Origin of the sequence: Methanobacterium aggregans (assembly GCF_017874455.1) — an archaeon.
Taxonomy (GTDB): Archaea; Methanobacteriota; Methanobacteria; order Methanobacteriales; family Methanobacteriaceae; genus Methanobacterium_C; species Methanobacterium_C aggregans.
This window is the reverse complement of the sequence record NZ_JAGGLN010000002.1, coordinates 221,114-235,467: the sequence shown is the minus strand read 5'-3', so window position 1 is coordinate 235,467 and position 14,354 is coordinate 221,114. Positions and strand designations below refer to the sequence as shown.

Sequence of the window (14,354 nt, the reverse complement as noted above, 5' to 3'; positions counted from 1 at the left end):
GATTTTGCTGATGTTTCCTGGAGTCTATTGAGAATTTTTATCAACCTTTGATTCATTTCCATATTCAATGTTCAGTTCTGTTGGTTTCATCAGTTCCCGATTCATAATCATGGCATTTTCAAGATCCTCGTAGTAATTTTCAAGAACCTTTTTTTCATGGAATCCAAGGTATCTGTAGAACTTCTGTGCCCCACGATTTCCAAGTCTGACCTCTAACTTTATTGTTTTTACGTTGTACTTTTTGAATATTTCCATGGCAGTTTCAACGAGTTTGGAACCAACACCCTTCCGCCTGTATTTTTTGTCAACTGCAATTGAAATTATATGACCCTCATCTTCAAATCTGATCCAAAATATAATATATCCCACAATACTATTATCTTCCTGGGCAACCAGAAAACCAGCTCCAAGGTTGTAAATTTCAACAAGGACACTGGATGGGTAGGGGTCGTCGAAGGAAGATTCCTCGATTTCAAGGACCCTTTTGATATCTGGACGCCGGAATTCTCTTATTATCATGAATTTCTCCATTAAACAGTGTAGTGATATGATGTGGAACGATTTATCAGATTACATTCTAAAAAACTATGATAAAACCTCTAAGATCGTTGAGGTTGGTGTTGGTGGTTTCCCGAGGGTTGCACTCAAACTGAAGGAACATCATAAGATGAATATTATCATGACAGATATTAAACCTTCCCATGATGGTGTTGTCAAAGATGATATTACAGATCCCAACTTAAAAATATATGCTGGTGCTTCACTTATTTATTCAATAAGACCTCCAGAAGAACTTCAACCCTACATAGTGGAGGTTGCAGAGGCAGTGGGATCAGATTTAATAATAAAACCACTTTCAACTGAATTTTTGAATACAAAAAAAAAGATGAAACTCATAAATTATGAAAAAGCAGTTTTTTACAAGATGTGTAACAATGAAATGGCAAAGTCTAAGCGTTGATGAAGTTTTAGATAATTTAGAATCCAAATCAGATGGATTAAAAACTGAAGAAGCTCAAAAACGTGTTATTAAATATGGAACAAATGAGTTGGTGGAAGAAGAAAAACCAGGGCCTTTAAGAAGGTTTTTAGGTCAGTTTAAAGATTTCCTTATAATTCTACTTATTGTGGCTGCAGTTGCTGCGGCTTTTGTAGGAGACACTACAGATGCGGCTGTAATACTAATTGTGGTTGTTTTAAATGCAAGTGTAGGGTTCATACAGGAGAATCGTGCTGAAGAAGCAATGGCCAAGCTCAAAGACATGAGTTCTGCAGAAGCAGTTGCTGTACGTGACGGTAAAAAGGTTAAAATTCCGGCTGCTGAACTCACAGTTGGAGATATTGTTGTTGTTGAAGAAGGAGACAAAATTCCTGCAGACATAAGGATAATAAAAAGTTACGACCTTCTCGTTGATGAATCTGCACTAACTGGTGAATCAAAACCTGTTAAAAAAGATGAAACATTTGTATCGGATGAGGAAACAAAGAACTTGGCCTTCATGGATACCAGTGTTTCAATGGGGCGTGGATTGGGAGTTGTTGTTGAAATTGGAATGAACACTGCCATAGGTAAAATTGCAGAGATGATACAAGAAGAAGAGGCAAAAACCCCCCTTCAAGATAGAATAGCCAGTCTTGGAAAGATGATGGGCCTCATAGCTGTTGTTGTGTGTTCTGGAATATTTGCACTCCAGTTTTTCAAGGGAGTACCCATCGTTGAAAACTTCATGACTGCAGTTTCACTTGCAGTTGCAGCTGTACCTGAGGGTTTACCTGCAATTTTAACCCTAACACTGGCCCTTGGAATGCAGAGAATGGCTAAGAGCAATGCAGTTGTAAGAAAACTTCTTGCTGTGGAAACCCTGGGTTCATGCACAACCATATGTACAGATAAAACTGGAACACTCACAAAGAACAAGATGACCGTGCGTCAGACCAAGATCACATCCCCTGAAATGGCCTACACAGTTTCAGCACTCTGTAACAACTCAACCCTCTCAAATGGAAGGATCCTTGGAGATCCAACAGATGGTGCAATGCTCATATTTGCTGATGAAAATGGCTACACCCGTGAAGAACTTGAAAAAACCCATCGAAGAATCTTTGAAATACCCCTTGACAGTGAAAGGAAGAGAATGACCACTGTCAACGAGTTCAACGGCGAAAGGTATGTATTAACCAAGGGCGCTCCTGAGATCATACTCCAACGATGCAGCCGTGTTGAAGAGGCAGGAGAAATTTCGGATATCACAGAGGACAACAGGGAAGAAGTTCTTGAAGAACTCAAAAACATGACTTCAAGTGCCCTGAGGGTTTTAGCATTGGCATACAAAAAAATAGATTCCAGTGCGGATTTAGAGGACAAAGAAGCCCTTGAAAATGATCTGATATTTGTGGGGCTCGTGGGAATGATGGATCCGCCACGTAAAGAGGCTCGGGAAGCTGTTGCAACCTGTAAAAAAGCAGGGATCAACGTTGTAATGATAACGGGTGATCATAAGGACACAGCAGCAGCCATAGCATCAGAAATTGGAATTTTAGATGGTGCCCTGGGCGGTGGAAAGGTTTTAACAGGTTCAGACCTTGATAACCTCAGTGATGAGGAGTTCAAGAACGTGGTTGAAGAAGTTAATGTGTACGCACGTGTTTTCCCTGAGCAGAAGGTTAGAATCGTTGAGGCACTGCGTTCAAGGGGTCATGTTGTATCAATGACTGGGGATGGGGTTAACGATGCACCTGCACTTAAAAAGGCAGCCATTGGTGTTGCAATGGGTTCCGGTACAGATGTTGCCAAGGAATCTGCAGACATGCTCCTGCAGGATGATGACTTCGCAACGATAGTTAAAGCTGTTAAAGAGGGAAGAACAATCTTCGATAACATCAAAAGATTTGTTAAATTCCAGCTTTCAACTAACATAGGTGCAATACTCACAATAACAGTTGCATCCCTTGCAAATCTGCCAATACCCTTCAACCCAATTCAGATACTGTGGATAAATATAATAATGGACGGTCCTCCAGCCCAGTCTCTGGGTGTTGAACCTTCAGAGGCAGACGTTATGGAACGCCTACCAAGCAAGGGAAACATCCTTCACAGGAAGAACCTCATAAGGATAACTTTTGCTGGAGTTGTGATGAGTATTGGAACCCTTGCACTCTACTACTACGAACTCACATCAGGTTCAAGTGTGCTTAAAGCAACAACCATGGCATTCACAGTCTTCGTGATGTTCCAGATATTCAACGTGTTCAACTGCAAGGCCAAGGGAAGGGTGCCCAACAAAACATTGCTAATGGCTGTTGCAGCATCATTCCTGCTCCAGGTATGTGTAATATACGTGCCCTTCCTTCAGGGAATATTCAGAACAACCGCAATTGGGGCAATGGATTGGGTTTTAATAGTTGTGGTTGCAGCAATTATCTTCATAAGTGAATTCATATCTGAGAAGTTGATAAAATGAGGATAATGGTGATGGCTGGTACACGTGATGCAGTCAGAATAATTGAAGGACTAACAGCCTCTGAAGATAATGAAGTACTTGCCACCACAACCACAAGGTACGGCGGTGAACTTGCAAGATCCGCAGGGGCTTCTCATGTTATATCAAGGGGATTGGGTGTGGACGAAATGGTTCAGATCATATCCCAAAAAAATATAGAAGTTCTTGTGGATGCAACCCATCCATTTGCAGCTGAAGCAACCAAAAATGCAATTGAGGCATCAAAAATAGCAGGAATAAAATATATAAGATTTGAAAGACCCCAAATACCACTTCCAGAAGATGATCTGATATATGAAGTCAGATCATTTGAAGAAGCAGCTTCAAAGGTGAAGGAGATTGCAGAAAAAACTTTAGAAAAAGGTGCAGAAAAGGATTTAAAAGATAAAAACAATTTAAATCCTAAAATAATGCACCTTGCAGGTGTTTCAACCATTCACCATTTAACTAAATTAATATCTCCAGAAAATATTGTTGCAAGAGTTGTACCATCAATATATTCATTGAATAAATGTTTTGAACTGGAAATGACAGGTGAAAACATAATAGCGATGCAGGGAACCTTTTCAAAGGACTTCAACAAGGTTCTGATGGAAGAGTACCATGCATCTGTTGTGCTCACGAAGGAGAGTGGTGAAACAGGAGGTACTCCCTCAAAGATAGATGCTGCACTTGAACTTGGAATCCCTGTGGTTGTTGTTACGCGTCCTGAAGTTCCAGAACTTAAAAATGAAAAGGTTTTTGGAGATGTAAATCAACTTTTAATGGAATTTCATAGGGACTCGGATTGAAACAGATTTAATTTTTTTTTTAATTAATTTTATGATTGAAAGTACATTATAAATTGAAATATTTTTTTTTATTCAATTTTTAATCTGATTCAACCTATCTTTTTTTGAAATAACTTTTTTTAAAAATTAAAGATCTTTAAAAGAACTAGAAGATTAAAAGAGTAGAAAAAAAATTAGAAATAATAAAATATAATTTGAATTATTAAGTAAAATGTTAAGTAGCCTCAGATCGCCCATCAGTCATCACGTATCAGAGCTCATAGGGTTCATCATTGGCTTTAAACTTTAATTTTAGATTAATTTCTATGAAAAAATAAAAAAATTTGGAAGTATCAGCCGAACATAACTCCAGCTTCTCTTCTCATCTCTTCTTCCCGTTCCATTCCAATTATTTTCTCAACGGCATCCATGAAGTCTGCAACAGTTACAGTGGACCTTTCTTCCCTTATTGCAAACATACCTGCTTCTGTACATATTGCCTTCAGGTCAGCACCTGAAGCTCCCTCTGTAAGGGATGCAATGAGCTGGATGTCCACTTCTTCATCCAGGGACATGTGAGATGTGTGAATTTTGAGCACTTCCATCCTGCCATCTTCGTTTGGAACTGGCACCTCTATGAACCTGTCGAACCTTCCAGGACGCAGAAGTGCAGGGTCCAGTATGTCGGGTCTGTTGGTTGCTGCAATGATTCCAACATCTCCCCTGGCTTCAAAACCATCCATCTCTGCAAGAAGCTGCATGAGTGTCCTTTGAACCTCTCTATCACCGCTTGTTGAACTTTTAAGCCTTTTAGCAGCAATTGCATCAATTTCATCTATGAATATTATGCTGGGTGATTTTTCCTTTGCAAGTTCAAAAACGCCCCTGACAAGTCTTGCACCTTCACCTATGTACTTCCTGACGAATTCAGATGCAACTATCTTTATGAAGGTTGCATTGGTTTCATGTGCAACTGCCTTTGCAAGGAGGGTTTTACCTGTTCCTGGTGGGCCGTAGAGAAGAACACCTTTTGGTGGTTCAATTCCAATGTTTGTGAATAGTTCTGGTTTTTTAAGGGGCAGTTCAACTGTTTCTTTGATCTCAACTACCTGCTCCTCAAGTCCGCCTATCTGATCGTAGCTTGCCTGTGGTTTTTCATCCACTTCCATACCACTTACTATTGGGTCCTTCTCAGATGGTAGGACATGTACTATGCTGAATGTCTGCTGATTCAGTGCAACTCGAACTCCAGGTTCGAGATCCTTTTTATTTAGGAAGCGTGAATATCCAATAACAAAGTTAGGACCTGTACTGCTTTTTACAACTACCCTACCGTCATCCAGAACTTCGGTTACTGTTGCAATTACAAGTGGAGGTGATCTGAACCTTTCAATCTCCCCCCTTAGAGATTTAACTTCTCGGTCCAGCCTCATCTTCTCATTTTCGATAAGGACCTTATCTTTCTCGAGTTTCCTCACCTTCCACGTTAGATTACGTTTGGTTTTAGTATTCTCCTCTTTGAGAATTTTTATCTCAGTTTTAAGGTCTTCTATCTTTTTTAATATGTTTGGGGACATGTTTTCCATGGTCCTAACTCACTCCTAATTTTTATAAGATAAAGATATGTTCATTCATAATATATTAAGTTTATATGTAGATTTTTTAGTTTTTAATAATATTTAAATATAGAGGTACAGATTATATAGTGAGTATAAGTTCAAAGGGATCGTCATGAGATGCGAGATATGTGGAAAGAAAGTAGTAGGAACTCCATTGAAAACTAAGATCGATGGATCAGTAATGTTAACATGTAAAGAATGCTCTAAATTTGGTAAAATTCAGAGGGAACCTCAAAAACCAAGGAGGCCAGGTGCACCAAGAAAAACTGGAGCCCCAAGAAGACGACCAAGACCTGCAGAGCCTACATATGAAGTGGTTGAAGAATGTAATGTTCTTGTAAGGCAGGCTAGGGAGAAGAAGAAATGGTCACGTGAAGAGTTGGCCGAGAAGATTTATGAAAAGGCTTCTGTTATTAACAGGATAGAATCTGGTAAAATGATTCCTGATATAAAACTTGCACGGAAGCTTGAGAGGATCCTTGGTATCACACTTCTTGAGAAGAATGATGGTGCTACTCCTGAGGATATTGGGCATCTAAATGCTCGTGGAGCCACAATTGGAGATATAGCAAGGATAAAAAAACGTTAATACAATTAATTTTACTTTTTTTTTTTAAATGAATTATTGGTTAAAATGAATATTGAGGTGCTGATTTTCATATGATCCCATTTGGGAATCACTCAGCAATATCCAACTCAGCAATATCCAAGTATATTCCAAATTTTATTTCTGTTTTTTTTTAGAATTGGTACTTCTAGGTTTTGGAGAATTAGGGTTTTTAGGGGAATAATAACCTCTGAATGGTTTAAGTTCCTTAAAATTAGCTTCAAGATCTTTAAATTCACCATACTCCTCACTTATAACCATCAAATGTGCTGGAGGGTGTATTTTTCTTATATGAACTATGCTCTTGGTTGTGTCTTCCTCAACCCTAACAATAACTGCTTTTTTTGATTTTGATCGAAGTTTCTGTTTTATTATTCCCTGAACAATTTTATCAGCAGATTCTGATGGTATTATCTTTGGAATTCCAAGTATTTTTAATTTAGCATGTCTTTCAACGTCTGCAATGCCGTTTAAAAGTTTTTCTTTATTATCTGCACGTATTAAAATTAACGCCATATTGTCACCTTCTTTAAGTAATCTGATATTATAATATTCATTCACACTAATTTATTAATCATCCGTTGAAAGACTGTTTCATTGCACTGAAACTGTAACAACCTTTTTAAAAATAAAATAATTTTAAAAGATTTAATAAAAAAAATTTTAAATTATTTTGGCATGGTTTTTCCAAACTTATATTCAGTTGGATGCACTGTTTTATCTCTTTTTCAAGAAGGACTTTATGAGTGTACTCCTGAATAGAACTAGTAAAACTAGTATCAACCCAATTGCTGTTTGTATATTTCCCACTATGTTAAGGAAAGAGGAACTAACTGGTAAATTCCATGTGGGTGATGTTCTATGATCTGCGAGCTGTTTATAATAAACTCCCACAGCTTTTGAACTTGCTTTCACGTTTATATCTTTAGGTTCCACATAATTAACCCCAACAAGCAGGCCATTATCTATTGCAGAGTTAATGTCCTTTGAAATTTCATCAGCACTGTATCCATGCTTTTTAACAGATGCAGTCACTATTTCCTCTGTTGTTTCTGAAATACCTGCAGCATCGGTTCCATAGGTAGATACTGATAAACTATTATTTGAGACTGTTATTGCATCTATAAGGGCATCGTAGGCGTAAACAGTTTTCAGGGTGGTTCCATCGTTTGGACAGGTTTGGTAGTTGTCTGCTTCAGGGTAACTGACTCTCCATCCATCGGTTGGGCATACCTTGTAGAATGCTGCATCCATTGAGTAACCAGTTTCATTCAAATTTTCAGGTGTGAACATATCTCCAGTTGTTACTCCTGAAACCAGGTTGATTCCACCTCCACCATGCTTTTCACCGGAGTCTATTGCCACTTCTTCCATGGCTTTTCCAACTATGTAAGTTGCATTGTAGCCGTCCCTTATCATTTTACCAATATTCACAGCTGTTTCTCGACGTACAGTGTCTGCAGTTCCGGCTTGAGGGTTTCCTTCGCTGTTTCTCAAGTGAATAATAGCTCCTTTGGTTCCTGCAGGTAGTACTGCAAGACCACCATTAGCATAGGGGGTCACGGTTATTGTACCGTTGTTCGAAACTGTAACAAGGTATACGTTAAAGTCCCCACCAACTGCAGCACCCTGGGTTGCAGTACCAACCATAACCCTGATTCCGGAATAACTGCTCGCTGTTGAAGCTGCTTCTGAGGGACTTGCACCGTTTTCAAGTTTGGTAAGAGTCCCAACTATTGCTTGAAGCCTTGGGGTGGACTGACCTTCACCACCGGAGAGAACACCGAAATGTTTCTCCTTGGAGAGTATGAAGGTTGACTGGAACATGTTGGCTGCCCAGGACATACTGCCTGCTGCAGCACCGTTTGGATCAGTTCCAGTTGGGTCCGTTATTACTACGACGTTGCATGTTGCTGTTGCTGTACCAATAACCAGTGATATGGTTACCAGGAATATGAAAACCTTGATTAACCTGTTCATATTGCTCTTCATGTGCTGTTCGCTCCTGAAATTTTGACACTTGAGAAGTCTTCTATTACTGTAACAGTAACGATTCCCGTGGATTTATCAACCTGAACATCTGCAGCCACAATTGGTTTCACAGTTGTTCCTGGAATCCTAGAGTTCATAGCTGCTGTTTCAGCATTTTGAATGGCTTCATTTAATGGTAACTGTCGTTTGCTGGTGACTAAAGTATCTCCTTTGATGTAACTACCTGATCTAAAACCTGCATTTGCTATGTTACTTCTTATGGTGTCTGTGGGTATGATGTCATTGCCTTTTATTATAACACCAGATATTGGAACTCCTTCTTCTGTTCCATTTGATGATGCATATGCCATGTAAGTCATCAACTGACCAGATACAATTAGCATGAATGCAAGTATTAAAATGATTAGAGTATCTCTCCTGATTTTTATGAACATGATCTCACCACATACCTTTGCAATAATTCATTAAATTCATAATTATTAGATTCATAATAATATCTTATGAAATTGATTTCAATATCAAGTATTTCAGTAATATTCAAGTATTTCAATCAGTTCAAACTATAAGAATTTTGAATCATTTATAATGATCCTAAGATTTTTACTTAAATATTCTTCTCCTTTAAATGGCAGGGCAGTGATTTAATATGCTCTTTGTATTTAAATGCAGCCTCACCAAGGCAGATAACAGCATCTACATCACATTCTAAACCTTTTTTTAATCCTTCAAGGACTTGTTTTGATGTTGCTCCAAGTGTGCCAGCTTTAAATTCTGCTTTGGACTCATCAGTTAATATGATCTTGGGTGATGAAATATGTTTCTCTGCAGCCTGTCTTGAGTAAAAAGATGCAGGCACAATAAAATCTCCAATTTCAACTGCTTTTTGGAGTATTTCCAGATCTCCACTTTCTCCAGACTCCGATGAAATTGTAACAACTACCGCCAGTTTTTTGTAGATCTTTTTCATCTCCCTCAGAACAGTTCCAACGCCTGCAGGGTTATGGCCATAGTCAACGATAACTTCACTACCATTGTAGGTGTACATGTATTCCATACGTCCAGAAACACCTTCAAAACTTTCAACAGCCTTTTTAATAGTATTTAAATCTATTTTAAAAAATTCAATTGCCGCCACAATTGAACCTGTGGCATTGTAAACGTTATGAAGTCCCTTTATCTTCATTTTAAACTGCACATCACCTTCAGGCGTTTTCAAGGTGAAACTGTCTTCTCCAATATTCCCTGCAAGATAATCGGGTTCAGGTCTTTTAAGCCCACATTTGCAATTGTAGTAACCCACTCCAGATATTGTTTCGTTGATCTGAATTTCACGGCCACAGATACATTTCTTTTTACCTGGTTTTGTGGCTTCGTAGTCCACTCCAAAGCTTATGTATTCACAACCATTAACATCTGAACTGACGTTTTGATTGTTGGAAGTTGACCTATATGATTCAACAAGTCCCCAAAGGGTTGGATCATCTGCATTAACAATTAACTTACCCTTTTTAAAGTATTCAATGAAAGTTCCTTTGATACTGGCGTAACTTAGAAAATCTTGGTCATCATGGATATGGTCCGGTGTGATGTTGGTTACAATACCACAGGATGGCTGGCAGCGTTCAACCATACGTTTAAGATCTCCTGGAATTCCAAAGGTTCCAGTTTCAAGAACAGCCACATCCCCCTTGAGCCGGGCCTGTAGTGGTGGGATGTAATCAATGTTTCCCTGTAAATTCCTGAAACCATGCTCTGTCGTGGTTAAACCTGCAGTTTTGCAGATATGTTTCAACAGTGTGGTCGTTGTGGTTTTTCCATTGGTTCCTGTAACACATAAAACAGGCTTATCAGGTTTTATTTCATTGAGAAGTGTATCGACATCGAGTATATTGGCTTCAATTTTTTCCATTTTCATGAATACCTTTGAATCTTTTGAAAGGCTTGGTGGAGGTATTATGTACTTGGATCTGCTGAAGAAAGAGTCAGGATGTTTTGAAAAATAAACCTCAAGGTCCTGGTTCTGTATGTACTTTTTAAGGGCGTATTTAAATTCACACTCATCATCTGACTTCATGTCAGTCCCCAGTACATGGCATCCTCTGTCCATCAGTACACGGGCTGCAATATTTCCAACTATTCCACAAATTCCTATAACGCCGTAAATCTCATTTTCTGTTTCATTGAAATGATTGGAGGAAGTATTATCCTTATTCATATTTTTTACATCCTTCTTCTATTCCCAATATCATTTTGGATTTAACCTCTTCATAAGAAGTAATTGCACCGGGTCCAACATGTAAGATAACATCACCGGTTTTTGAATGTTTGATTGAAAGCTCTCCTGCAGTTTTCATATCCTCAACCGCAAACTTCAGGGATTTGGAACCTTCAGCACCATTAACAACTTCCTTCGCTGCATCCATATTGAGGTTCTTAGTTGTTTCATTGTATCCACTTACGATCATAACATCTGCGTAACGTCCAAGAACTTCCCCAATTTTACCTTTGTCACGGGGGTTGGTGCTGTCAGGGTTGTCCATTAGAATCACCAGTTTTTTGTCTGAAAATATATTTAGGGTATTGACCAGTCCTTCAGGTACAAAAGCCGCATCGAAATGAACATCCCTACCTTTGTAGTTTCCAATGTACTCCATATGTCCTGGAACTCCATGAAAACTGCTTAAACCATCTGATATGTCTTTTTCAGGGAGTCCATAGCAGAGTGCAGCTGCAGCTGCTGCCACAGCATTTTCCATGTAGTAACTCATTAACTTGAATGGTGCCAGAAATTTTCCACTGAGATCTGTTTCCAGTTCTCCAGATTCTTCTTGAATATCTATATCTGTATAAGAAATTGTGATGTTTCCATTGGACGGATAACCAGAAACGCTGCAGGTCCCATTTTGATTCTTCATTTCATTTGAATCTTCATTTGGATCGTTCAAACAGTAAAATATGGTATCATCACGTAACGGCTTTAAAAATTCTTTGCACTGCAATCCTGCAACCAGTTTTTCGCTTGAACTGGATATGAACAGTTTTCTTGCTGCATATTTGTCCATGGAGTAATCGAATTCATCAAGGTGTTCTGGGTAAATATTTGTTAAAACCCCAACCTTCAAACGAACCTGTGACATGAGTCTTGAAGTTCCATGGGGAAGTTCAAGCACTGCAACATCATTTTCTTGAGGTTTTCCATTGATTATGCCCTCGACTATTACTTCACTCAGTAGGTTACCCATTCTTGATGAGCACATCCACACCCTGTAACCTGCACTTTCAAATATTTCAGAGATAGTATGGGTGGTGCTGGTCTTACCAAGGGTTCCTGTAACTCCAACAATATCTATGGGGATCAGATCGTTTATCACCCTTGAAACATCTTCGTTTGTAACTATTTCATTATCTTCTGAAGCTAAAAATTCTCTTATTGGGGCATTTTCAGGTATTGTTGGGGATATATAAACGTTTTCTCCTTTTTCAAAGTTAAGTGGTGCATCTGAACCCAGGTTAAGTTCCACTCCTTCTTCTTCCATTTTCATCAGGGTTTTCTGGACTTTATCTGGAAATTCTTCAATTTTCTTCTGATCGGTGATGGTTACACTGTTACCTGCATGGTTAAGTATCCGTGCTACTGGACGTCCAGCATTACCTGCGCCTATGACTGTACATTTCATGTTAAACTCTCACATCAAATGGATGGGTTTATATAAATCGATCCTTCTTTTTTTTGTAAATTAGAAATTTTTAATCAAATAATTTTCAGTACCTACAATTCAGTACATATCAAATATTGCAGAAACTATTTATTAAAAATACCTTAGATTTTTTTTGTATTCATTCCTATTTTATTTTAAAACAATTCTTTTTTGAAATAACTCTTAAAATAAATATTATTTAAAATTTTTATAATTGGGATACTTCTTATTTTAATATAAATTTAATTCACTGAATTCAAGGATATTATAAATATAATGGTATCATTTAAAAATATTTTTTTTTAATGAAACATTCTCAATATTTTTAACGAACAATTCTCAATAGAATAGAGGTGGGTCCTGAATTTCAAATACTACCTTCATATAAAAACAAATACTATTTTCATATAAAAAATTTCAATATTTCAACTTTTTTCTAGTTTGATCTCAGTGTGATAACCTATCTGGATAAATTTTATTTAAATTTTTATTTAATCAATACATCTATAAAATTATAAAAATAATAAAAAGGCCCAAACTTCAATAAAAGATCTACAATTTCATGAAAACCATGTTATTTCTAATTTTTATACGATCCATAACATTCTGTCTTTTAAAAAGAGAATTAAGCTAACAATTTTTTTGTAGTTGCCAATTAAACGTCTTCATGAATCAATTCATCTAAAAGATCTGAGACAGGATCCATACCCTGTGCTCCTATTAATAGAATTGTATCCTGAGGTTTAGCAGATTTTAGGACAGCTTCAACTGCAGTTTGGAGCTTCTCATGGAACTCATATTTCAAACCCCTCTTTTCAAGATTTTCTAGAAAAACACGTTTCTCATGGGGTTTCACAGTGTTGTTCATGTCCACAACATCAAGGCTTGAAGTTACAATCAGGCTGTTTTTGAGACCTTTCAATCCATTCAATCCCTCTGCAATTGCCTGTGCATTTGCACTGTTTATGGATTCTCCCCTTGAACCACGGATTGCAGATACAATGTACAAATGTCCGTTGGTTGTTAAACTTTCTGCAGCACTTTTTATGGTTGCAATGATCCCGTCAGGGTTGTGGGCGAAGTCATCGATTATTGTGGGGTTCTCATGCAATACGCTGAACCTTCTTTTCAGAGGTTTGTAGGATGAAACTGATTCTTCAATGAGTTCACTGGGAATTTTAACGGCCAAAGCCGCTCCAACAGAAGCCATGGTATTTTGGAGGAAGTGTTTGCTTTTGAATGGAAGTTTTTCCAGTGGCACAACAACATCTCCGTTGTGGGTGATTCCCTTTGCACAGATCTCAACTTCTGAACATCCCTTATCATTTTCATCTTTTTCCTTACATTTTGGACCTTTTTCAGAATCACAGTTACCATAAAATATTAAATTAGTTTTCGGACCTATCATGTTGGCCATTTTTTTTATGAGAGGATCTTCTTTGTTCAGAATGGCAAAGGTTTTTTCATGGGTGTTGGAATTTGAGGCCAGTGCTTTTACTGCACCAGATATTTCATGAAATGCTTCTTCTATTGAATTAACAAGTCCAATATGGTCAAGTGAAACATTTGTAAGTACAACAACTTCCGGATCCACGGCTGACGTCATGATCTGGGCATGATCTTTCATTAGATTATCAAGCCAGCCCTGAACCTCTGAAACTTCCACAACCATTGCTTCAATTTTTCCAGGAAACTCAGCTATCTGTTTTCCAACTATGGGGTCTATCAAAGTGTTGAATTCAGATTGGGGGTCTGTGTTGGTGTAAGTATTGTAACCTGCATCTTCCAGTATTTTATGTATCATATGGGTTGTTGTGGATTTTCCATTGGTACCTGTCACAACGATGCGCAGTGCATCATCTGCAAACCTTTTAACTGCCCATTCAATTGCAAATGCATTGGCAAGTTCTATTCTTTCAGTTACTATTAATGGTAAATCCAGTTTTTCTGCAGTTTCCACAGCATTTTCATGAGGATTTTGTGTTACAATGCAGGAAACTCCCTTCTCTACAGCAATTTCAATTCCCTTTTCATTGATCCAGTGTCTTACCACAGCATCTCCATGCCTAGCATCACCAAGAAAGTTGAAAATGCCGTTGATCCTTTTATCAGGCCCAAATAGTTTTCCATCAATCTTCTGAGCCAGATAAGAAGTTGTGATTTCCATT

At 38.0% G+C, this 14,354-nt stretch carries 12 protein-coding genes; 4 read left to right on the top strand and 8 right to left on the bottom strand.

Features of this window, described 5'->3' with window-relative positions; translation table 11 throughout:
- Positions 1-24 precede the first annotated feature (24 nt).
- Positions 25-519 carry a ribosomal protein S18-alanine N-acetyltransferase gene (gene rimI / locus J2756_RS03890; RefSeq protein ID WP_209582781.1) on the bottom strand — a complete coding sequence of 165 codons (495 nt, stop codon included), beginning with the start codon at positions 517-519 and terminating at the stop codon, positions 25-27.
- Between the two features lie 31 nt (positions 520-550).
- Here rimI and J2756_RS03885 point away from each other — a divergent pair, with 31 nt between their 5' ends.
- From J2756_RS03885 to cobK, 3 genes are read left to right on the top strand one after another with little or no spacing between them, the layout of a single operon-like run.
- A complete protein-coding gene (locus tag J2756_RS03885; RefSeq protein WP_209582780.1) occupies positions 551-961 on the top strand; it encodes a UPF0146 family protein in 411 nt (136 codons plus the stop codon).
- Positions 936-3,461: a calcium-translocating P-type ATPase, PMCA-type gene (locus J2756_RS03880; RefSeq protein ID WP_209582779.1), complete on the top strand. Its 2,526-nt coding sequence runs from the start codon at positions 936-938 to the stop codon at positions 3,459-3,461. Before J2756_RS03885 ends, J2756_RS03880 begins: the two co-directional genes overlap by 26 nt.
- Positions 3,458-4,291 (top strand): precorrin-6A reductase, encoded by an 834-nt coding sequence (gene cobK / locus J2756_RS03875; RefSeq protein WP_209582778.1) that lies wholly within the window; start codon positions 3,458-3,460, stop codon positions 4,289-4,291. Before J2756_RS03880 ends, cobK begins: the two co-directional genes overlap by 4 nt.
- Before the next feature lie 332 nt (positions 4,292-4,623).
- On the opposite strand, the gene J2756_RS03870 is transcribed toward cobK, so the two are convergent.
- Positions 4,624-5,856, bottom strand: a complete 1,233-nt coding sequence (locus J2756_RS03870; protein ID WP_209582777.1) for a proteasome-activating nucleotidase — start codon at positions 5,854-5,856, stop codon at positions 4,624-4,626.
- 145 nt (positions 5,857-6,001) lie between these two features.
- On the opposite strand from J2756_RS03870, the gene J2756_RS03865 reads away from it, so the two are divergent.
- A complete protein-coding gene (locus tag J2756_RS03865; protein ID WP_209582775.1) occupies positions 6,002-6,478 on the top strand; it encodes a multiprotein bridging factor aMBF1 in 477 nt (158 codons plus the stop codon).
- Positions 6,479-6,613: 135 nt separating this feature from the next.
- On the opposite strand, the gene J2756_RS03860 is transcribed toward J2756_RS03865, so the two are convergent.
- From J2756_RS03860 to J2756_RS03835, 6 genes are all read right to left on the bottom strand, one after another.
- Entirely contained in the window at positions 6,614-7,057 is a 444-nt protein-coding gene (locus J2756_RS03860) for a DUF356 domain-containing protein (protein ID WP_342593099.1), read from the bottom strand.
- A 156-nt stretch (positions 7,058-7,213) separates the two neighbouring features.
- Positions 7,214-8,488, bottom strand: coding sequence for a hypothetical protein (locus tag J2756_RS03855; protein WP_245315919.1), 1,275 nt, complete (start codon positions 8,486-8,488; stop codon positions 7,214-7,216).
- Entirely contained in the window at positions 8,485-8,922 is a 438-nt protein-coding gene (locus J2756_RS03850; RefSeq protein WP_209582774.1) for a hypothetical protein, read from the bottom strand. The genes J2756_RS03855 and J2756_RS03850 overlap by 4 nt, the downstream gene beginning before the upstream one ends.
- 170 nt (positions 8,923-9,092) lie before the next feature.
- Positions 9,093-10,703: a Mur ligase family protein gene (locus J2756_RS03845; protein WP_209582771.1), complete on the bottom strand. Its 1,611-nt coding sequence runs from the start codon at positions 10,701-10,703 to the stop codon at positions 9,093-9,095.
- Positions 10,696-12,165 (bottom strand): Mur ligase family protein, encoded by a 1,470-nt coding sequence (locus tag J2756_RS03840; RefSeq protein WP_209582769.1) that lies wholly within the window; start codon positions 12,163-12,165, stop codon positions 10,696-10,698. The genes J2756_RS03845 and J2756_RS03840 overlap by 8 nt, the downstream gene beginning before the upstream one ends.
- Before the next feature lie 676 nt (positions 12,166-12,841).
- Positions 12,842-14,353 (bottom strand): Mur ligase family protein, encoded by a 1,512-nt coding sequence (locus tag J2756_RS03835; protein WP_209582767.1) that lies wholly within the window; start codon positions 14,351-14,353, stop codon positions 12,842-12,844.
- Between the last annotated feature and the right edge of the window lies 1 nt (position 14,354).

Coding starts and splice junctions, on each gene's coding strand:
- rimI (WP_209582781.1), bottom strand. CDS start 519: ATGATAATAAGAGAATTCCGGCGTCCAGATATCAAAAGGGTCCTTGAA.
- J2756_RS03885 (WP_209582780.1), top strand. CDS start 551: ATGTGGAACGATTTATCAGATTACATTCTAAAAAACTATGATAAAACC.
- J2756_RS03880 (WP_209582779.1), top strand. CDS start 936: ATGAAATGGCAAAGTCTAAGCGTTGATGAAGTTTTAGATAATTTAGAA.
- cobK (WP_209582778.1), top strand. CDS start 3,458: ATGAGGATAATGGTGATGGCTGGTACACGTGATGCAGTCAGAATAATT.
- J2756_RS03870 (WP_209582777.1), bottom strand. CDS start 5,856: ATGGAAAACATGTCCCCAAACATATTAAAAAAGATAGAAGACCTTAAA.
- J2756_RS03865 (WP_209582775.1), top strand. CDS start 6,002: ATGAGATGCGAGATATGTGGAAAGAAAGTAGTAGGAACTCCATTGAAA.
- J2756_RS03855 (WP_245315919.1), bottom strand. CDS start 8,488: ATGAAGAGCAATATGAACAGGTTAATCAAGGTTTTCATATTCCTGGTA.
- J2756_RS03850 (WP_209582774.1), bottom strand. CDS start 8,922: ATGTTCATAAAAATCAGGAGAGATACTCTAATCATTTTAATACTTGCA.
- J2756_RS03845 (WP_209582771.1), bottom strand. CDS start 10,703: ATGAATAAGGATAATACTTCCTCCAATCATTTCAATGAAACAGAAAAT.
- J2756_RS03840 (WP_209582769.1), bottom strand. CDS start 12,165: ATGAAATGTACAGTCATAGGCGCAGGTAATGCTGGACGTCCAGTAGCA.
- J2756_RS03835 (WP_209582767.1), bottom strand. CDS start 14,353: ATGGAAATCACAACTTCTTATCTGGCTCAGAAGATTGATGGAAAACTA.